This window comes from Stutzerimonas zhaodongensis (assembly GCF_003696365.1).
Taxonomy (GTDB): domain Bacteria; phylum Pseudomonadota; class Gammaproteobacteria; order Pseudomonadales; family Pseudomonadaceae; genus Stutzerimonas; species Stutzerimonas zhaodongensis.
Genome location: NZ_RFFM01000002.1, coordinates 372,555 through 392,808, shown reverse-complemented (window position 1 = coordinate 392,808; position 20,254 = coordinate 372,555). Strand labels below are relative to the sequence as shown.

The 20,254-nt window shown below is 61.8% G+C and carries 14 protein-coding genes; 8 read left to right on the top strand and 6 right to left on the bottom strand.

What is annotated here, in order from left to right; all coding sequences use genetic code 11:
* Positions 1–36 precede the first annotated feature (36 nt).
* Complete coding sequence (locus tag EA797_RS10160) at positions 37–390, top strand: tetratricopeptide repeat protein (RefSeq protein WP_122166229.1); 354 nt, start codon at positions 37–39, stop codon at positions 388–390.
* Between the two features lie 79 nt (positions 391–469).
* A complete protein-coding gene (locus EA797_RS10155; protein WP_122165085.1) occupies positions 470–1,945 on the top strand; it encodes a DNA recombination protein RmuC in 1,476 nt (491 codons plus the stop codon).
* A gap of 15 nt (positions 1,946–1,960) precedes the next feature.
* Here the strand turns inward: EA797_RS10155 and EA797_RS10150 are convergent, their stop codons facing one another.
* Positions 1,961–3,208, bottom strand: a complete 1,248-nt coding sequence (locus EA797_RS10150; RefSeq protein ID WP_122165084.1) for an MgtC/SapB family protein — start codon at positions 3,206–3,208, stop codon at positions 1,961–1,963.
* 80 nt (positions 3,209–3,288) lie between these two features.
* Positions 3,289–6,753, bottom strand: coding sequence for a hybrid sensor histidine kinase/response regulator (locus EA797_RS10145; RefSeq protein ID WP_122165083.1), 3,465 nt, complete (start codon positions 6,751–6,753; stop codon positions 3,289–3,291).
* Between the two features lie 495 nt (positions 6,754–7,248).
* Between EA797_RS10145 and EA797_RS10140 the strand changes: the two genes are divergently transcribed.
* From EA797_RS10140 to EA797_RS10125, 4 genes are all read left to right on the top strand, one after another.
* The gene (locus tag EA797_RS10140; protein WP_122165082.1) at positions 7,249–7,818 is read left to right on the top strand and encodes a GNAT family N-acetyltransferase; all 570 of its coding nucleotides are present in this window, start codon (positions 7,249–7,251) and stop codon (positions 7,816–7,818) included.
* Positions 7,819–8,054: 236 nt separating this feature from the next.
* Positions 8,055–8,768: an AzlC family ABC transporter permease gene (locus tag EA797_RS10135; protein WP_122165081.1), complete on the top strand. Its 714-nt coding sequence runs from the start codon at positions 8,055–8,057 to the stop codon at positions 8,766–8,768.
* On the top strand, positions 8,768–9,094 hold the full coding sequence (locus tag EA797_RS10130) for an AzlD domain-containing protein (RefSeq protein WP_122165080.1): 327 nt from the start codon (positions 8,768–8,770) through the stop codon (positions 9,092–9,094). The genes EA797_RS10135 and EA797_RS10130 overlap by 1 nt, the downstream gene beginning before the upstream one ends.
* A 97-nt stretch (positions 9,095–9,191) precedes the next feature.
* Entirely contained in the window at positions 9,192–11,069 is a 1,878-nt protein-coding gene (locus EA797_RS10125) for an MFS transporter (RefSeq protein WP_122165079.1), read from the top strand.
* A gap of 19 nt (positions 11,070–11,088) precedes the next feature.
* On the opposite strand, the gene EA797_RS10120 is transcribed toward EA797_RS10125, so the two are convergent.
* Both EA797_RS10120 and EA797_RS10115 read right to left on the bottom strand, forming a co-directional pair.
* A complete protein-coding gene (locus EA797_RS10120) occupies positions 11,089–12,012 on the bottom strand; it encodes a MalM family protein (RefSeq protein WP_122165078.1) in 924 nt (307 codons plus the stop codon).
* A 162-nt stretch (positions 12,013–12,174) separates the two neighbouring features.
* On the bottom strand, positions 12,175–13,446 hold the full coding sequence (locus EA797_RS10115; protein WP_415846353.1) for a maltoporin: 1,272 nt from the start codon (positions 13,444–13,446) through the stop codon (positions 12,175–12,177).
* 423 nt (positions 13,447–13,869) lie between these two features.
* Here EA797_RS10115 and EA797_RS10110 point away from each other — a divergent pair, with 423 nt between their 5' ends.
* A complete protein-coding gene (locus tag EA797_RS10110) occupies positions 13,870–15,540 on the top strand; it encodes a glucan 1,4-alpha-maltotetraohydrolase domain-containing protein (protein WP_122165076.1) in 1,671 nt (556 codons plus the stop codon).
* A gap of 68 nt (positions 15,541–15,608) precedes the next feature.
* On the opposite strand, the gene EA797_RS10105 is transcribed toward EA797_RS10110, so the two are convergent.
* Together EA797_RS10105 and EA797_RS10100 are read right to left on the bottom strand one after the other, a co-directional pair.
* Complete coding sequence (locus tag EA797_RS10105) at positions 15,609–16,676, bottom strand: protein kinase family protein (RefSeq protein WP_122166227.1); 1,068 nt, start codon at positions 16,674–16,676, stop codon at positions 15,609–15,611.
* Between the two features lie 21 nt (positions 16,677–16,697).
* Positions 16,698–18,764, bottom strand: coding sequence for an alpha-amylase (locus tag EA797_RS10100; protein ID WP_122165075.1), 2,067 nt, complete (start codon positions 18,762–18,764; stop codon positions 16,698–16,700).
* Between the two features lie 258 nt (positions 18,765–19,022).
* On the opposite strand from EA797_RS10100, the gene malE reads away from it, so the two are divergent.
* Positions 19,023–20,210 carry a maltose/maltodextrin ABC transporter substrate-binding protein MalE gene (gene malE, locus EA797_RS10095; RefSeq protein ID WP_122165074.1) on the top strand — a complete coding sequence of 396 codons (1,188 nt, stop codon included), beginning with the start codon at positions 19,023–19,025 and terminating at the stop codon, positions 20,208–20,210.
* Positions 20,211–20,254 lie beyond the last annotated feature (44 nt).

Sequence of the window (20,254 nt, the reverse complement as noted above, 5' to 3'; positions counted from 1 at the left end):
GAGAGCACTTCATCTTCTCCACGCCTGCCCATGCGCATGGCGTTGTGGCTACTAGACAGCCAGCGTCTAGGACAGACCAAGAGTGTTAAACGAATTGCCGGCCGCATCCTCAAGCAGCCTGCACTCGAGGGCGTAGTCGAAGCACAGAGCCGCCTGGGACGGTTGCTCTGCCATGATTGCGACAGTCAGCGGGATCGGCGTATCGGCTTCGAATTACTGCGCCAGGCTGCCCGTGCCGGTGACCGTCAGGCTCAGCTTGAACTGGGCCAGCTGTACTGCCAGGGGCAACACCAGGAGCTGACCAAGGCTCGCCACTGGCTGGAGCAGGCGGCTGCGCAGGGTTCTGTCGAGGCTTCGCGTTTGCTTCAAAGGCTTGTCGCCAAGCGTTAAAAGCTGCAGCGCAGACGGGCCGGCCTGACCTGGGTTGTCATGCTGGCTATACTGCCCGGCACTTCAGCCGGAGCCGTACATGCCATTCGATCCCCTCTATCTTTCCGCTGCGCTTGGCGTGCTCTGCCTGGTACTGGTCGCCGTAGCCGTGCTGCTGCAGCGGCGCTTGGCCTTTCAGCAAGCTGAGCTGTCGCTCCTCGATGAGCGGTTGAGCCAGGCTGTAATGGCGCAAGAAGGCTTGAGCGCCCAGCTCGAAACCAGTCGCCAGGACCTTGCCGACATTCATGAATCCCGCGCCGCGCTGCAATCCGAGGCTGCCGTCCTGCGTCGTGAAGCTGAATGGTTGCAGGCACAGCGGGTGGAAACCCGTGAAACCCTGGACGATCTGCAAGCCGAGCGCGACGCCCAGCAGGCCGAGCTGCGCGCCTTGAGCGCCGCCCATGCAGCCCTCAAGGCCGAGTTGAATGAGCAGCAGAAAACACATGAGCAACGCCTTGGAGATCTCCAGGGTGCACGCGATGAGCTGCGCGCGCAGTTCGCTGAGCTGGCAGGCAAGATCTTCGACGAGCGCGAGCAGCGTTTCGCCGAGACCAGCCATGAACGGCTGGGCCAGTTGCTCGATCCGCTGAAAGAACGCATCCAGTCGTTCGAGAAAAGGGTCGAAGAAAGCTATCAGAACGAGGCGCGTGAGCGTTTTTCCCTGGCTAAGGAGCTGGAGCGCTTGCAGCAGCTCAACCAGCGCCTGGGGGACGAGGCGACCAACCTGACCCGCGCGCTGCAAGGCCAGAAGACGCAAGGCAACTGGGGTGAGTTGATCCTGGAACGCGTTCTTGAACACGCGGGACTCGAGAAAGGCCGTGAGTACCACACGCAGGTGAGCCTCAAGAGCCCGGACGGTGAGCGCTTCCAGCCTGACGTGCTGATCCAGCTGCCGGGAGACAAGCAGGTGGTGGTGGATGCCAAGGTGAGCCTCACCGCATACCAGGCGATGAGCTGCGCCGAAGACGACGGCAGTCGTGCACTGGCGCTCAAGCAGCACGTTCTGTCGTTGCGCAATCACCTGAAGGGCTTGTCACTCAAGGACTATCAGCGTCTCGAAGGGCTGCAAAGCCTGGATTTCGTGCTGCTCTTCGTGCCCATCGAGGCTGCCTTCGCGGCTGCGTTGCAGGGCGACCCCGAGCTGTTTCAAGAGGCCTATAGCAAACATATCGTGATCGTCAGCCCGACCACGCTGCTTGCCACGTTGCGGGTGATCGACAGCCTCTGGCGCCAGGAACGGCAAAGCCAGAACGCCCGGGAAATCGCCGAGCGGGCGGGGGCGCTGTATGACAAATTCGCGGCCTTCATTCAGGACCTCGACGAAATCGGCGCGCGGCTGCATCAGTTGGACAAGGCCTACCTGGGTGCGCGCAACAAGCTGACCGATGGCCGCGGCAATCTGGTCGGTCGTGCCGAACAGCTCAAGCTGCTGGGCGCGCGAGCGAGCAAGCGGCTGCCGGCTGACTGGCTGGAGCGCGCTGGTGCCGAGACGCCGTTGGAGGAGTCCGAGGACTAGGATCTGCCACCGACTTCAGATCAGCCACAGCACTGCAAGCCCGGCGAGCAGGCCGCCAAGCATGAAGGGCAGAGTCATCATCGCCACCGCGCGGCCCCCGATGAACAGGATCAGGCCAGCTTTGACCAGGCTGTTGCTCAGAGCGGCGAGAAATATCCCGCGTACCGCGACTTCTTCGCTCAGATCCGTGCGTGCACTGTTGGATAGAGACAGGGTGATGGCGTCTACGTCGGTCAATCCAGACAGCAACGAAACCAGATAGACGCCCGCGTCGCCCATCCACTGCCGCGCACCCTCGACCAGGAACAGGATCACCACCAGCAGGCCGGCGAAGCGCAGTGCGGGACCCAGCTCGAATGGATTCTTCAAAGGCGGCTCGGCGGCGTTTTCCGACTGCCTGCCGGCGCGCAGGTAATAAAGTAGAGCACCCGCAGCGTAGATTGAACCGGCAGTCAGCATAGGAGCGAGCAGGGTGGGCAGCAGCGCCCGATTGATCAGCCCGACCTCGAGCAACACGCGGGGGAACATCAAAGCCGATGTGGCCAGCAGGCCGGCTGCCAGTGCCGGCCGCAATTTTGGCGAGTCCAGGCGCGCAAGCGTGATGGTCATGGCGGTGGATGAAACGATACCGCCCAGCAGTGCGGTCACCAGTAGACCATGGCGCGTGCCCAGCAGCCGAATAGCCACATAGGCGGCGAAGCCGATGGCGGCTATCAGCACCACCATCCACCAGGTGGTGTAGGGATTGAACGCCTCCCATGGGCCATAGCCCTGGTTCGGCAGCGCTGGCAGCAATACCACCGAAATAAACAACAGCTTGAGCGCGCCACCGAGCTCGGCTTCGTTGAGCTTGCGCAGGGCACCGTGCAGGCGCGACTTCAGGCTCAACAGCAGGGCCACCACCACCGCTATCGAAGCGGCCAGGATTCGGCTTTCGGCTACCGCAAGGCTACCGAGCAGAAAGGTCAATAGCAGCGCTATTTCGGTGGTCATGCCTCGGTCCGCATTGACGCGGGTGGACTCGATCACATAGCCGGCAATCGTCAGCAAGGCGAGCACCACGAACATCGCAATCCAGGCGGATACACCGAAATGGCTGGCGCTCAGGGCCGCCAGCCCACCGAACAGCCCTGCGAGGCCAAAGGTGCGTATGCCGGCCATCTCCTGGCCGTCCTGATCGCCTCCGCTCCAACTGCGCTCCGTACCGATCAGGAGGCCGACGCCCAGGGCGGTGGCCAGGTTCAACAACAGCTCGAGGGTCATGGTAAGGGTTCGCTTACAACCGGGAATTGCTTGAGTTTAGCCGTCTCGCTGCGCCAGCACTTGCGCTGGCGCAGCTCGCCTCAATGCAGCGGCAGGTGGCGGCTCATCAGTGCGCGCAGGGCTGCAGGCTTCACCGGTTTGGCGAGGAAGTCCAGCCCTGCTGCGTGGATCGCTGCGATCAGTTCCGGACGACCGTCTGCGCTGATCACTACGCCCGGTACCGGTTCACCGAGCCGAGTGCGCAACCAGGCCATCAACTGCGAACCGGTTTCACCGTTGTCGAGGTGGTAATCGACCAATACCAGCTGCGGCCGCACGTCTTCGCGCAGCAATACCTCGCATTCGGCCTGGTTGCTGGCCGTCCACACCTGGCAACCCCAGCGCGAAAGCAGGCTGTTCATGCCCACCAGGATGCTGTCTTCATTGTCGATGCACAGCACCTGGATGCCGGTCAGCGCGGTTTGTTGCGCTTCGCCCCTGACCGCGATCTGCCGGACGACCTGGCTGGCGATCGGGACGGTTACGCTGAACACGCTGCCCTTACCAGGCCAGGAGCGTACCGAGAGCGGATGATTGAGCACTTGGCAGAATCCGTCCGCGATCGCCAGCCCTAAGCCCAGGCCCTTTTCGGCGCGTGTCTGGTGGCTGTCCAGGCGTTTGAATTCCTCGAAGATCACCCGCAGCTTGTCTTCGGCGATGCCCGGGCCACGGTCCCAGACTTCAAGACGCAGTGATGAACCCTGGCGCCGTACGCCCAACACCACACGTCCTTTGGCGTAGCGGAAGGCGTTAGTCAGGAAATTCTGCAGCACCCGGCGCAGCAGCCGGATGTCGCTGTCGACCCGCAGCCGGCTGCCGTGCACCCGGAAGTCGACCCCTTGTTCGGCGGCAAGCACGGTGAACTCGGTTGTCAGCGTGTCGAACAGTGTCGCCAGCGGGAAGGGGTTGCGATCGGGGGTGATGCGTCCATTCTCCAGGCGTGAGATATCCAGCAGGTCGGAGATCAGGTCTTCTGCCGAGCGCAGTGAGCTGTCCAGATGCCTGACCAGATCCCGCGCCTCGGTCGGCAAGGCGTCGTGCTGATGCGACAGCGCTGCGGAAAACAGCCGCGCGGCGTTCAGCGGCTGCATCAGGTCATGACTGACAGCAGCCAGGAAGCGCGTCTTTGATTGGCTCGCCGCTTCGGCCGTGCTCTTGGCTGCCGTCAGAGCCTTGTTCAGCTCGGACAGCTCTTGGGTACGCTCACTTACGCGCTGTTCGAGGCCTTCGTTGGCATCCTTGAGCGCACGTTCTGCGTCACGATAGGCGGTGATGTCACTGAAGCTCATGACGAAGCCGCCACCGGGCATGGGGTTGCCGATCAGCTCGACCACCCGGCCATTGGGGAAGGTTCGTTCGGAGGTATGCGCGCGGCCCTGGCGCATCCAGTACAGCCGCTTGGCCACATGGGTATCGGGGTCGCCCGGTCCGCAGAGTCCGCGCTCGGCGTTATAGCGGATGATGTCGGCGATAGGGCGGCCGATGTAGACCAGCCCATCCGGATACTCGAACATTTCCAGATAACGGTGGTTCCAGGCCACCAATCGCAAGGACTGGTCGACCACGCTGATACCCTGGGTGATGTTCTCGATTGCACCCTGCAGCAATGCCCGATTGAACTGCAGCACCTCGGAGGCTTCGCCTACGATCCGCACCACATCATCGACCTGCATGTCTCGGCCTTCCAGCGCAGCCTTGACCACGGCGCGGGTTGACGAGGCCCCCAGTACGCCGGCTAGCAGGCGTTCGGTATGGGCGATCCACTGGCCATCGGCTTGCTGCTTGGGCGAGTAATCATGGCCATGACGCCGTGCAAAGCGCTGAAAGCTGAGTTCTGCGCGCTCGGCACCGACGAAGCGCGAGGCCAGTAGAAGCAGGTCCTCGACCTGTACGGCGAGCAATCGACGACTGCCGGCGGATGCGTGAATTTCCTGGCCGATGAAGCGGCTGGCTTGCCAGTGCTCTGCCACGCGGGTCTGCGACAGGATAGATACCCAGAAGAACAGTGTCGCATTGCCCACCAGCGACAGGGTGACGCCAAGGGTCAGTGCGCTGGTGTTGAAGGGCAGATTGGTGGTGTACATCCACTGCAGGCCGGGGAACATTTCCAGCGGCCAGCCAAGCAGCGGCAGGATCAGCGTATAGAGCCAGATCAGCGCACCGGCGGCGAGGCCGGCAAATACGCCACGGCGGTTGGCTTGCTTCCAGTACAGTGCGCCGACCATAGCCGGCGCGAGCTGCGTGAGGGCGGCAAAGGCGATCTGACCGATGGTTGCAAGGCTGGCGCTGGAGCCCAGCAGTCGATAGCTGACGTAGGCCAGCATCAGAATCGCGACGATGCTGATGCGCCGCACCGAAAGCATCCAGTGGCGGAACACCTCGAAGGGCTGCTCGGCTTCTTTGCGACGCAACAGCCACGGCAGCAGCATGTCGTTGGAGACCATGGTCGATAGCGCAACGCTGGCCACGATCACCATGCCGGTCGCAGCTGACGCGCCGCCGATGAATGCCAGCAGCGCCAGCGCCGGGTGCGACTCGGCCAGCGGCAGGCTTATCACGAATGAGTCCGGACTGATGCCGCTTGGCAGCAGCAATTGCCCAGCCAGGGCGATCGGGATGACGAACACGGCAGCCAGTATCAGATACAGCGGAAATACCCAGCGGGCCAAGCGAAAGTCGCGTGGCTCGATGTTCTCGACCACCGTGACATGGAACTGCCTTGGCAGACAGACAATGGCCATCAGCGCCACGGTGGTCTGCACTAACATGGCCGGCCAGTTGACCGTTTCTTGCCAGAACGCCGACAACTCCGGTGCGTCATGCGCCTTGTTGAACAGGTCGCCGAAACCGTCGAACAGGCCGAAGGTGACGAAGGCGCCAATGGCAAGAAAAGCGAACAGTTTGACCAGCGACTCGAAGGCAATGGCCAGCACCATGCCGCGATGATGCTCGGTGACGTCGAGGTTGCGGGTGCCGAACAGCACGGTGAACAGCGCAAGGGCCATGGAAACGATAAGGGCGGTGTCCTGCGTGCCTGCACCTGCGACTGCCTCGCTATGCTTGCCGATCAGCAGGTTCACCCCAAGTACGATGCCCTTTAGCTGAAGTGCAATGTAAGGCAGCACGCCGACCAGACAGATCAAGGTGACTACCACTGCCAGGGTCTGGGATTTGCCGTAGCGCGCGGCGATGAAGTCGGCGATGGAGGTGATGTTTTCCTGCTTGCTGATCATGATCATCTTCTGGATGACCTGTGGCGCCAGCAGCATCAGCAGGATCGGCCCGAGATAGATCGGCAGGAACGCCCAGAGTTGTTCGGCCGCCTGACCGACTGCGCCGAAAAACGTCCAGCTCGTGCAGTAGACGGCCAACGACAGGCTGTAGACCCACGCGCGTACTCGCGGGGGCAACTGGCCGCGGTTGCGATCGCCATAAAACGCGATGGCAAACAGCAAGGCCATGTAGGTAAAGGCGACCAGCGCAATCAGCCCACCAGACAACGACATGCGAACTCCGTAAACACATATGTAAGCGGGCTAGCCAACTGTTCCGAGGAGCAGTCAGGGCCGTGCAAAGCGAGGCCAGCGTCATTCCAAGGTGATCCGACCACACTCATGAGGCGGGCCGGCGGCTGCCGAAGCACTCAGGCCATTCACGCTCGGATCTGCGCATGGTGCGCTGCTCAATCTCGGTCGTTTTCGATAACCGGACGCTGCCACTTATTGATAGAAGAATCTGCAAAGTTTCGCAGCAAAAGGGGGCGGCGTGTCGCGGCTGCGACCATGGTCGCATGAGGTGAGTGGTCGCGCCTGTAACCAATGAAAGGGTTGAGCTAGACCATCTGCCCGGTAGGGCAAAGCTCACCATGAGCGGTTCCGGCATGATCGGCGCTCATGGGCAGCTGATCGGTGCCGATGGACCTTCAGGCGATAGATCGCCGGGCACTTCCTGCTGGCGTTGCGATCACAACTGCGCCCCATCCAATCGCTGGAGAGAGTCTGATGTTCACGCCGCACCCGGTCACGTTGCAGAGGGGTGCTCTGCGCCTGGACCCGCTTAGGGAAGCAGACATCCCTTCGCTGGTGGAGCTTGCCGAGCGCAATCGGGATGAACTCATCTATCTCAGCGGCCCGCTGCGCCCGGACTGGTATCGCCTCGCACTGGCCGAGCAACGCGACAGCCGGGCTGTGGTCTTCACCCTACGCATGGGCGAGCGCATCGTCGGCACTACGCGATTTGCCGACTTCAACCCGCTGCTGCCCGCTGCCGAGTTGGGCTGGACCTGGCTCGACAGCGCCGAGCATGGCAGTGGCCTGAATACTTCGATCAAGTTCCTGCTGCTCAGGTATGCATTCGAGGAATGGCAGCTGGTGCGCCTGCAATTGAAGACTGCTGCCAGCAATCTGCGCTCGCAGCGCGCCATCGAAAAACTTGGCGCCCATCGTGAAGGGCTGTTGCGCAATCACCGGCGGCTCGCTGACGGCCGCCTCGACGATACGGTGATGTATAGCATCACCGACCGCGAGTGGCCGGACGTAAAGTCTGCGCTCGAAGCGAGGGCTGCGGGTTAATCGGCCTATCGGCGCGCAGTGTCCAGAACCCCCCGTGGGCGAGTCGTGACGGGCAGCCTGCCAAATGGACGGTCGACCATGGTGCCGTCGCCCTCGACCCCCGCATTAGGGTAATGTCTATGGCCTCACGGGCGATTCGTCCCGTGGTCATCTGTTCGACTTCATCTTCCCATACGCTCCGGCCTCGATGGCGGTGCGTAGCTCGTTTTGGTGCGGTGCACAGCTAAGGAGCCCCGATGTCCCGCTCGCAAGAGTTCCTGCATGGTTGCCGCGATATCCTGCCGCTTATTGTCGGCGCCGTACCTTTCGGCATCATCTTCGGCACCCTGGCCATTGGCGCGGGGCTGTCCGGCTGGCAGGCAATGGGCATGTCGGCCTTCGTGTTCGCCGGCTCCGCGCAGTTCATCGCTATCACACTGATCGCCGGAGGCGTGGGTGCGGCGGTGGTATTGCTCACCACCTTCGTGGTCAACCTACGCCACGCACTATACAGCGCCTCGATGCAGCCCTTCGTGCGGCACCTGCCGAGCCGCTGGCGTGTGCCGCTGGCCTTCTGGCTGACCGACGAAGCCTTCGCCGTCATTCAGCACCGCTATGCGCGGGACGACACTTCCGCGCTCAAACATTGGTACTTCCTGGGCGCAGGTCTGACCATGTATCTCAGTTGGCAGCTAGCGACCCTGGCAGGCATCGCGTTCGGACAGGCCGTACCCAATGTCGCCAGCTGGGGACTGGATTTCGCCATGATTGCCACCTTCATCGGCATCGCCGTTCCCATGATGCGCACTCGGCCTCAGGTGGCATCAGCACTGGTGGCCGCGGTCGTCGCACTGCTGACCTGGGAGCTGCCTTACAAACTCGGCCTGATCGCCGCAGCGCTGGCCGGTATCGTCGTTGGTGTCTGGCTCGAGCGTCGGGCCGAGCGTCAGCTGCAAGGGGAGGCCTGCTGATGCAAATCTGGCTGCTGATTCTGGGCATGCTCGCCATCACCTTCCTGACGCGATACAGCTTTTTCGCTTGGCCCAATCTGCGCTTTCCACGCCTGGTTGAGCAGGGGCTGCATTACGTGCCCGTCGCAGTGCTGACCGCTATCGTGGTGCCAGGAATGCTGATGCCTACCGGCGAATGGGCGCTGGATTGGCGCAACGCCTACCTGCTGGCCGGTGTGCTGTCGATCCTGATCGCGGCCGTCACGCGAAACCTGCTGGCGACCATTGCCGGCGGGCTGCTGTTCTTCTTTCTGTTGCGCTGGGCGTTCGGGCAGTTGCCGCTGTGACAGACCTCGCAGCCCCTTGCACGGCGGCAACAGCCATGTGCCCTCCGCGTACCGTTCAGGCTCAAATAACCAACGTCTTTTCCATGGAAGCGGAGCGATGACCAAGCCTCATTCCCAGTTCACCCTGTTTGGCAAACGGCGCTTTTTGCCGTTCTTCCTGACCCAGCTATCAGGTGCCTTTAACGACAATCTGTTCAAGCAGGCGCTGATTCTCGCGATCCTCTACAAGATCGGTTCCAACGCGGACAGCAGTGTGCTGATCAACCTGTGTGCGCTGCTGTTTATCCTGCCGTTCTTCCTGTTTTCCGCGCTGGGTGGTCAGCTTGGCGAGAAGTACCCCAAGGAGCGCCTCATCCGCGCGATCAAGGCTGGTGAAATATTCATCATGCTTGCAGGGGCGGCCGGCATGTTGCTGGGCAATCTGCCGTTGCTGCTCGCCATACTGTTCTGCATGGGCACCCAGTCCGCCTTGTTCGGTCCGGTGAAATATTCGGTATTGCCCAAACTGCTCGAAGATCACGAGCTGGTGGGCGGCAACGCGTTGGTGGAAATGGGCACCTTTCTGGCGATCTTGGCTGGGACCATCACGGCAGGTGTGATGATGGCCAGCGCGGGCTACGCTCAGCTTATCGCCGGCAGCGTAGTGCTGGTGGCAATCGCCGGTTACTTCGCCAGCCGGGCGGTGCCCGCCACGGGTGCGTCGTTTCCGACGCTGCAGATGGATTGGAACCTGTTTCGCCAGACTGGTGCGATCCTTCGCATGGGACTTGGCCAACGCCTGTCGGTGTCGCGCTCGCTGATCGGTAACTCCTGGTTCTGGTTTCTCGGCGCGACCTACCTGACCCAGATCCCGGCCTATTCGAAGGATCTGCTGCATGGCGATGAAACCGTCGTCACGCTGATTCTGACGGTATTCTCGGTGGGGATCGCCCTCGGTTCGCTGCTCTGCGAACGCCTGTCCGGTCACAAGGTGGAAATCGGGCTTGTCCCGTTCGGCGCCATGGGTCTGACGTTGTTCGGTCTGCTGTTGTGGTGGCACTCAGGCGGGTTCCCGCAGGGCGCGGTGCCCCATGACTGGCTGGCGCTGCTCGGTTTTGGCCAGGCCTGGTGGATTCTGGCTTCGGTACTGGGAATTGGCGTGTTCGGCGGCTTCTATATAGTGCCGCTGTATGCGCTGATCCAGTCGCGTACCGCCGAACACGAGCGGGCTCGCGTCGTCGCGGCGAACAATATTCTCAACGCGTTGCTGATGGTTGCCTCGGCGATAGTCGCCATCGTGCTATTGAGTGTCGCCGGGCTGTCGATTCCGCAGCTGTTCCTCGTGGTCTCGCTGATGAACGTGGCGGTGAGCGCCTATATCTTCAGCATCGTGCCGGAGTTCAGCATGCGCTTTCTGGTCTGGCTGCTTGGCCATTCCATGTACCGGGTGCGCCAGCAAGGGCTGGACGCCATCCCGGACGAAGGCCCGGCAGTACTGGTCTGCAACCATGTGTCCTTCGTCGATGCACTGCTGATCGCCGGTGCGGTGCGCCGGCCGGTGCGCTTCGTCATGTACTACAAAATCTTCCAGATCCCGGTGCTCAATTTCATTTTCCGTACCGCAGGCGCGGTACCGATTGCTGCGCGTCATGAAGACGAGGCGATCTATACAGAGGCGTTCGAGCGCGTCAGCCGCTATCTCGATAAAGGTGAGGTGGTTTGTATCTTTCCCGAAGGCAAGCTCACTGCCGATGGCGAAATCAACGAGTTCAAGGCCGGGGTAGAACGTATTCTCGATGCCAATCCGGTGCCCGTGGTGCCGATGGCCCTGCGGGGGCTGTGGGGCAGCTTTTTCAGCCGCGATCCAAATAAAGGCTTCTTTCGGCGGATCTGGTCGCAGGTGGACTTGATCGCCAGCGCGCCTATCGCTGCCAGCGAGGCAAACCGTCAACAGCTTCAGGCACAGGTCAGCCTGCTTCGGGGCGACCGGCGCTAAGCGCTGGCCGCCCCGGCTGCTATTTGATCTCGATCCGCTCCAGTAGATAGGCCTTGGCGCTGGCATCGCCGACCCTCGCGGCTTCGTCGGCCAGGCGCAGCGCGCGCTCCAGGTCCTTGCTTGCCAGCGCTGCATCAATCCCTTGGCGGTAGTACGCCTGGGTCTCCGGCAGGACAGCGGGAGTGGGTGTCGATGGCAGTTCGTTACCCATCTCACGGCCAGTACTGTAGGCGGGCACGTAAGTGTTGGCCTGCTGCCCAGCGGCCTTGTCTTCGATCAGCACCATCTTGATCACACCCACCGGTGAATGCCGGGCGATCGGGTCGGGGATGCTGGGCGGCTCGTTGCCCAGCGCTTTGGCGTAGGCCTTGGCCGGGTGCTGGAGAACAGTCTGGCCAGCGCTGTCGGAGTCGGTGGTGAACAGCACCAGGTAGCGTTCGTTGCCCGGGTTATCCAGATATAAGCGGTCGACACGCAGGCGTGCATCGAGGCTGTCGCCCTTAAGGCCTTCGGCGGGCACATAAGCGAAATCATCGGCATTCAGCAGGCGAGTCATGCGCAGTTGACTGTCGAGCAGCATGACGCTTGGGGCCAGCACCGTCTCGCCTGCCTGGCTGTACAGGCGGACCTCGAAGGATTTGCTCTCGCGTGGCAGTTCGAAGGCGCGGAAGAAGCTCTTACCACTGTCGAAGCGATAGGCCGGGGCCGACGCGTCCAGCGTCACGTCAGCTGAAAAATTTGCTGCAATAGGCTGAAAGGGAAAGTTCTTCATTGCATCGCAACAGATCGGTGCTTGCGCCAGCGCCTGACGTGCGGTGCCTATCGGCATTTCCAGTGGGGCCGGGGTCTGCGCCAGTGCATCCACACGGCGTAAAGGTTCGCTGCCGCAGCCGGCAACCATCAGCATGGCGAGGCCAAGCAGGGAGAATTTCGGGTTGTTCATTGGAGCTACTCCAATCAAAAAAGACCCCGGCCAGCCACGGTCGGGGTAAAAACACCGCCAAGACGGTGGGAGCGGAAATATGAGACTCGCCAGGGGAGGGCGATACGGGAGGAGAGACCGCACGCCCTTGCCGCCGACACTCAGGCAATTACCCTCTGGCGCTTACCACCAGGCCTCCGCCTGAACGCCGAAGGTCAGTCCATCGTCATCACCAGCGTCGATCGATTCGCTGGCTGCCTGATAACGTCCGCCGTCCCACTGGGCGTAGGTGGCGAAAACACGGATTTGTGGGCGTGCCCAGAAGCTGCGGCCGGCTGACCACTGCTGGGCGAGGGTGAGTTTCTTCAGATCGCGGCTTCGCTCGCCGTCGGCCTGTGGGTCGACATGGTCATAGCCGAATTCCAGAGCAGTGCTCATGGTGTCGTTCCACTTGTAGACAGGGCGAACACCAAAGGAGAGCCAGCGCTGGCCGGAATCGTTGTCGAAATCTTTGTTCTCGTAGATCTGGACGTACATCATTTCGATGTTGTCGGTCAGGCCGACCACACCCTGGTTGACCACACGGATCATGTCGCCGTCGCTGTTTCCGGTGCTGTTACGACCGCTGCTGCCAATGATGCCGTCAGTCGCGTATTGCAGCGCGAGCTTGTTGTAGCCGCCAAACCAGTTGCCCTGGGTATGTTCGAGGGTAACCATGTGGCCTTTCTGATCCAGGTAGCCAGGGTCGCGTTCCTGCTCGTCGGTGAGATTGGCCTTGCCGTAGTCGTAGCCAACCTCGAGCTTGCCGTCAGGGTTCACGTCAATTTCCCCAACGCGAATGTCCAGCGTGTCGTTGGCGATGTTGGTGCCAGTACCGGAGCCCTGGTAGGTCCAATCGCCATCGGTGTTACGGATCCAGGCAATACTTCCCTTGCCGAAGCCCAGGTCGATGTCTTCGATCCCCGCTCCCGGGCCGGATACGTCCCAATAGTAGTAATCGTTGATGTGTACGTCATGGCGCTTGTAGTAGCGCTTGCCCGCCCAGATGTCAGCCCCCGGCAGACTTGCTATCAGGTTGTGGCCGACCACGTTGAACTGACGGATCGCGACGTCGCCACTTTCGTCGAACGGATTGTTGGCGCCGCCATTGGTGTCGGTGCGGGTCGCTTCCCAGTCGTTCGCCTGGCGAGAGTTGTAGGCGATCATGCTGTCGACGTAAAAGCTCTGCTCGCCTTCCTTCCACACTTCCTGGCCCAAGCCGATCTCGGCATAGGTTTCACACTCGTTGCCGAGCCGGTATTTGGCCGGCGCGCCTGCAGCCTGGAAACAGGCTTGGTCTCCACCGCCGGCGGTTGCGCCGACCCCTGAGCGCATGTAGCCATGAAAATCCACCGCATGCGAGGGCATGGCCGCCAGGATGGCAGCGCAGAGCAGGGTGGGTTGCAGAAGACGCATGGATTGTTGCCGGTTCATCGCGAAAGTCCTTTGTTCTTTTTGTTGGTCTGTGCTCGGCCGGATGCGGGCCGTTCAAGTACTGCCAGCGGCGGCGCCAGCATCGCCCCGATCGAGACGGGTTCCGGCTGGCGGCGAACGAAAGCCTGCGGATCGCCGCAGATCGCGACATCCTCCCGGCAACTTTTTTTCGAGGCGGAGCGCCAGGGCGTAGCGAGGGAGGAGGGAGGTCGGCAAGCAATGCCTGGCGCACTACGCCTGGCCACTAATCCCGGTAAAAACCCGCCGGGGAGGTATTGCGGGCCGGGAATGCCCGGCAGTCTGGCCAGGACGGTGGAATTCTCAACGCCGTCTGCGCCCGGTCGTCCGGGGAACCGATGACCATTGTCGGGTGCTCACAACAACTACAAAAGTGGAGCTACTTCGATGAAACATCCCTTGCTTCCTGCCCGCCTGGCCTTGGCGGTGTCTTCCCTGCTGCTGACGCTCAGCGGCGCCCATGCGGCCGATCTCACTGGAAAGAGCCCGGCTGGGGTTCGTTACCACGGCGGCGACGAGATCATCCTCCAGGGGTTTCACTGGAACGTGGTCCGGGAGTCTCCCAACAACTGGTACAACACCCTGCGCGAGATGGCACCGACCATTGCTGCTGATGGATTCAGCGCAATCTGGATGCCAGTGCCCTGGCGCGATTTCTCCAGCTGGAGCGATGGCGCCAACTCCGGCGGTGGCGAAGGTTACTTCTGGCATGACTTCAACAAGAATGGCCGCTACGGCAGCGACGCTCAACTCAAGCAGGCGGCCGGCGCGCTCAATAGTGCGCAGGTGAAAGTGCTCTACGACGCAGTCCCCAATCACATGAACAGGGGCTATCCGAACAAGGAAATCAACCTGCCCGCGGGCCAAGGCTTCTGGCGCAACGATTGCTCCGATCCGGGTAACTATGCCAATGACTGCGACGATGGCGACCGTTTTGTGGGTGGCGATGCTGACCTCAACACCGCCAACCCACAGGTGTACGGGATGTTCCGCGATGAGTTCGCAAACCTGCGCAGCAATTACGGCGCCGGAGGATTTCGTTTCGACTTCGTCCGAGGTTATGCCCCTGAGCGAGTCAACTCCTGGATGAGCGCGGCGCACGACAATTCGTTCTGCGTGGGCGAATTGTGGAAAGCGCCTGGTGAGTACCCGAGCTGGGACTGGCGCAACACGGCCAGCTGGCAGCAGATAATCAAGGACTGGTCCGATCGCGCGAAGTGCCCGGTCTTCGACTTCGCGCTCAAGGAGCGTATGCAAAATGGCTCCATCGCCGACTGGAAGAACGGTCTCAACGGCAACCCCGATCCTCGCTGGCGTGAAGTGGCGGTGACCTTCGTCGACAACCACGATACGGGCTATTCACCCGGTCAGAATGGAGGACAGCATCACTGGGCGCTACGGGACGGTCTGGTGCGTCAGGCCTATGCCTACATTCTCTCGAGCCCTGGGACGCCGGTGGTGTACTGGTCACACATGTACGATTGGGGTCAGGCACCGCTGATTCGTCAGCTGATCAAGATCCGCCGTGCGGCAGGTGTGCGGGCCGATTCGGCGATCGAGTTTCATAGCGGCTATTCAGGCCTGGTGGCCACGGTACGTGGTACAGCGCAAACGCTGGTGATCGCCTTGGGTTCAAACCTCAACAACCCTGGTCAGGTCAGTAGCGGCAGCTTCAGTCAGGCGTTGAACGAGGACAATGGCCAACTGAAGATCTGGACTACCGGAAGCTCGGACGGTGGCGGTGGCGGTGGCGGTGGGAGTCTGGCCAGTGTCAATTTCCGCTGTGACAACGGCGTGACTCAGCCGGGCGACAGCGTTTATGCCGTCGGCAACCTGACCCAGCTCGGCAGCTGGAGCCCTGCGGGTGCGGTGCGGCTGACGGACGTCAGCAGCTACCCCACCTGGAAAGGCACGATAAGCCTGCCGGCCGGTCAGGCCGTTGAGTGGAAGTGCATCGTGCGCAGCGAGGCCAACCCGACGCAGGTGAAAACCTGGCAATCGGGCGCCAACAACCGCGTCACCAGCGCCGTGGGTGCGAGCACCACCGGCCGGTTCTAACCCCTAAGTCTGTATTGCCGGGTCCGTTCGGGCCCGGCTTCTGTTGCCGCTAGTTGACTCGGACGGTATCAAGCCACTTGCCAGCGCTGGGCAAGCTGGCGAGCCTCCCTCAGCTGGTCAAACAGCCTGTTCTTGCTCTCCACCACGACGAGCCTCTGTACATCGGCGTAGCGCTCGCGCGCCGTGCGCTCCAGCCAGCCGATACGCGCCAGGGTCGACGGCGTGCAGGTCTGGCCGCTGAGGTCGTCATGCAGATCCAGCCAGTGGGACCGCCAGGCTTCCTGGAGGTACAACTCCGAAACATCGTTGACCAGAGCGCGCTTCCAGGTGGCAATGATTCCGTCCAGCCAGTCGAGCACCACAGGCGCGGCGCCGCGGCTTGCAAGTTCTGCGCGCAAGCCCTGATAAGCCTCGACGGCGATGCGCTTTTCCAGGGTGAAGGCATCGAGCGCAAGGCGTTCGCCGTCCTGCTCCAGTCTCAGCAGATGAGCAAAATATTGGCGAGTTTCAAAGCGTTCAGCGGCGTGAAACTGTGGCATCGCGGTACCGTTGCTATTGAACGCGCGCAACGGATCGAAACGGTACATATAGCCGAAGTCGAACAGCCGCACCTGACCGTCATCTAGCGTGTTACCGGTGCAGAGGTCCCACTCGAAAAGGCCCCCCAGCAAGAGCGCAACCAGGGTATCGAACAGCTGCAGAAGCTGGCGTTCGTCCCACGCCTGGATGGCCACGCCCTCAATCCACGGCGAGAGCAGCACGCCATGGCGAAAGCTGGCGTAGCGGGTGTCGACGATTGCGCTCAATCGATCAGTGAGCAGCGGATCGTGCTTGAGGTGGCGCAGGTCGGCACGGCGCTGGATCTCATTGAGAAAGCTCGTCTGCCCGTCGACGTTCTGCACCTTGCATTTTTCGCGGGCGAGCTTGAGCGTCCAGTCCTGCCCCTGTGCGTGAATGCGATAGACATGCGCAGTGAGCCCCGCGCTGAAGCGCTCGCGCACGTAGGGCTCATCACCTCGGGTAGCGACGAGCTGGTCCACCGGCAGCGGGCACTCTTCAGGTGTGCCGATGTTCAGTTCTGCACCGCTGGCGACGAAAGCCAGCTGCGCAGCGTGACGGTTTTGTTCGGGTGTCATGGTCTGCTCCAGCGACATGGCTCAGCGAGCCTGTACCACGATGATCTTGTCGTCGCCGTGCTGGCGAGCGAACACGTAAGGCGATTCGGCCAGTTGACGATGACTGCCTGCTCCGACAGCGGGATGCCGTGCGCGGAACTGCCCGATGCGCTGCCAGTGCCGGATCAGCGCAGCTACCTCCGGCTTGGCGTGATCGTCCCAGTTCATATCCGAGCGGGTGCCTTGATAGGGATCGGAGCCTGTAGGGCCGAAGGGACGCGCGCTTTCGTCGCCGTAGTAGATCTGCACCGCGCCGGGGCTCAGCAGGAGTGCACTGGCGAGGCCGTGCTGTCGCATCAGATCGCCGTTGTGCTGCGCGCTGAACAGCGAAGTGTCGTGGGATGAGGCGTAGCTCATGAAGTTGTGTCCGGGCGTCGCCGCCAGCATCTTGGCGTATTGCCCGTAACTGTTATTGGCGCGACGCAGGCAGTCACTGGCCGAGCCGGCGACCTCCGCCTGGAAGGCAAAATTGATCAACGCATCGAAGCCGTTGGCCTGGTAGTCACTGGTTTCCGGGCCGTGGCCGAAAACTTCGCCCACCATCCAGAACGGCTCGCCAGCCATCGGATCGTCCGGGTTGGCTGCAGACCATGCCTTGCGGGCCTCGTCCGCCTTCTGGCGCAGCTGTGCCCAGGCCGCTGGTTCGACGTGCATGACCGTGTCGGCCCGAAACCCGTCGACGCCGAACTCGCGCACCCAGTTGGTCAGCCATTCATTGAGGTAGTCGCGCACCCGATAGCCGTCGCGCTCGACAGCACGGGTCGGTTGCTTGCGGCTAAGAAACTCCGGAAGGCCGACCGGGCTCTCTGACTCGGTGCGAAAGTCCGGTAAGAACGCCAGCGAACCTTTTACCGGATCCACCAGTACGCTTGGCGGGGCAGGGTAATCGGCTATGCCTGCGCGCACCCATTCCTTGCCCCACCAACGCGACCAGGACGGGTGATCGTAGTCGATGAGGTTGTGGTAGGAGTGCAGGTTTTCATAGGGCTCCGGCCGCCATGTCGTCCAGCGCTTGGGCAGGTATTGGGCCATGCCCTCGCGCAGGGTGCCGAATCCAAGGTTTTGCATATCGGCGAGGGTTGAGTAGCCGGGGTGGTTGAGTACCACATCGAAGAGCACGCGAATACCGCGCGCATGGGCACCGGCGATGAGTTCGCGCAGGTCGGCCTCGCTGCCCATGTTGGCGTCCAGCTGGGTGTAGTCCAGCGCGTAATAGCCGTGGTAGGCGTAATGGCGGAAGTCGCCTTTGTCGCCGCCACCGACCCAGCCGTGAATCTGTTCGTAGGGCGCGCTGATCCAGAGCGCGTCCACACCCAACTCCGACAGGTAGTCGAGCTTGCTCGTCAGGCCCTTGAGGTCGCCGCCGTGAAAGGTGCCGATCTCCTGCGCGCCGTCAGGCTCTCGCCCATAGCTGCGGTCGTTGCTCGGGTCGCCATTGGCAAAGCGATCGGTAAGGGCAAAGTAGACGGTCGCGTTGCGCCAATCGCGCGGCTGATGCGAAGGCGCGTCTGCCACTTCGATCAACAGCAAACCATCGCTCTCCGGGGCTGGAGTCAGCTCGATCATGCCGTTCTGCACAGTTGCCGTGTTGCCACTGTAGGCATCACGCAGGCGCTGGCCGTTATCGAACACATCGGCGACCGGCACCTGTACGGCCTCGCCGTTCCATGGACGGCACGCCTGTTCGACCGCTTTGCTCTCCTGGCGGACCGGCAGCAGTCGCAGATTGGCGTCGTCTCCGGTCTGGATCAGCAGGCGGTAGCGGCCCGGTCTCGTCACCTGGTAATCGAAGCGGCTGGCGGAGTTGAGCTCCTGTCGTTGGAACGGCTTGAGCGGTTGTCCGTCTGCTCTGTCGTCGCCCAACTGCAGTATGCCTTCCGGCAGTTCAAACTCCGCCGCGAAGCGATCGTCTGCCAGGGTTTCCCAGCTCGGTTGCAGCTGCTGACCATTGAGTCGGATAGAGACTTGCGGTTCGGCTTGTACAACAGGTGCGAGCACACCGAAACAAAGGGCTAGGATAGATGGACTAAGGGGCGTCAGAGAGCGCATGTCCGGCTCCGGCTTGGCGGGAAGATGGCTATATTCAAGCTTGTTTTCTTCACGTCGTGCAGGCTGAGATGGGCGATTCAAAGCCTTTGCAAACACAGCGCGAAGACAAAACTACGCCCTGCTTCTACGCCCCTCATCCTCCCCCGGAGGAGGATGTCTTAGCCCATCGGCAGGGCGAGTATGGATGCACTGCGAGACCGCCAGGCGGCAAGCAGAACGTTGTGGATAAAAAATAAGAAGCCACGAGGAAATACCTAAATGAATAAAAAGCTGTTTGCAGCGGCCGCGATCGGTCTGTCCGCAACCCTGAGCTTGCCGCTGTCCGTCCAGGCCGCCATCGAAGAAGGCAAGTTGGTCGTCTGGATAAATGGCGACAAAGGCCACAAGGGATTGGCCGAGGTGGGCAAGAAGTTCACTGAAGAAACAGGCATCCCGGTCGAAGTGGCTCATCCCGACGCCGCTACTGACAAGTTCCAGCAGGCTGCCGCTACCGGCAACGGCCCTGACATCTTCATCTGGGCTCACGACCGCCTCGGTGAATGGGCTCAAAGCGGCCTGATCACCGCCGTTACTCCGAGCGCCGAGACCAAAGGCGAGGTTGCCGACTTCGCCTGGGACGCTGTCAGCTACAACGGCAAGCTATGGGGCTATCCCATGGCAGTTGAGGCACCCGCGCTGATCTACAACAAGGCGCTGGTGTCGACCCCTCCAAAAACCTTCGATGAAGTCCTGGCCATGCATAAGGACCTCGCCGCCAATGGCAAGCGCGCGATCCTCTGGGACTACAACAACACCTACTTCACCTGGGCGTTGCTGGCTGCCAATGGCGGCTATGCGTTCGAGGATACAGGCTCGGGTTTCGACGTCAGCAAGACCGGCGTCAACAATGACGGCGCCAAGCAGGGAGCAGCGATGCTCAAGCGTTTGATCGACGAAGGCGTGATGCCCAAGGGCGCTGATTACAGCGCGGCCGAAGCGGCATTCAACAAGGGCGAGTCTGCGATGTTCATCAGCGGCCCCTGGGCCTGGTCGAACATCAAGAAGAGCGGTATCGACTTTGGCGTAGCGCCGATTCCGGCAGTTGGCGACAGCCCGTCCAAGCCGTTCTCCGGCGTGATGGCTGCAACCCTCAACGCAGCCAGCCCGAACCAGGCGCTGGCGGTCGAGTTCCTGGAAAACTACCTTCTCAAGGTCGAGGGGCTGAAGGCGGTGAACGCCGACGTGCCGCTGGGCGCCGTGGTTAACAAGGAATACATGGCCGAGCTTTCGGAAGACCCGATGATCAAGGCCACCTTCGAAAGCGCCCAGCAGGGCCGCCCGATGCCGAACATCCCGCAGATGGGCGTGTTCTGGTCGGCCATGGAGCCTGCCCTGACGAACATCACCTCTGGTCGTCAACCCGTGGATGCCGCCCTGGATGACGCCGCCAAACGCATCGTCAAGTAACGACAACCCGCAGCCGCAGCCGGGGACACCTGTGTCTTCGGCTG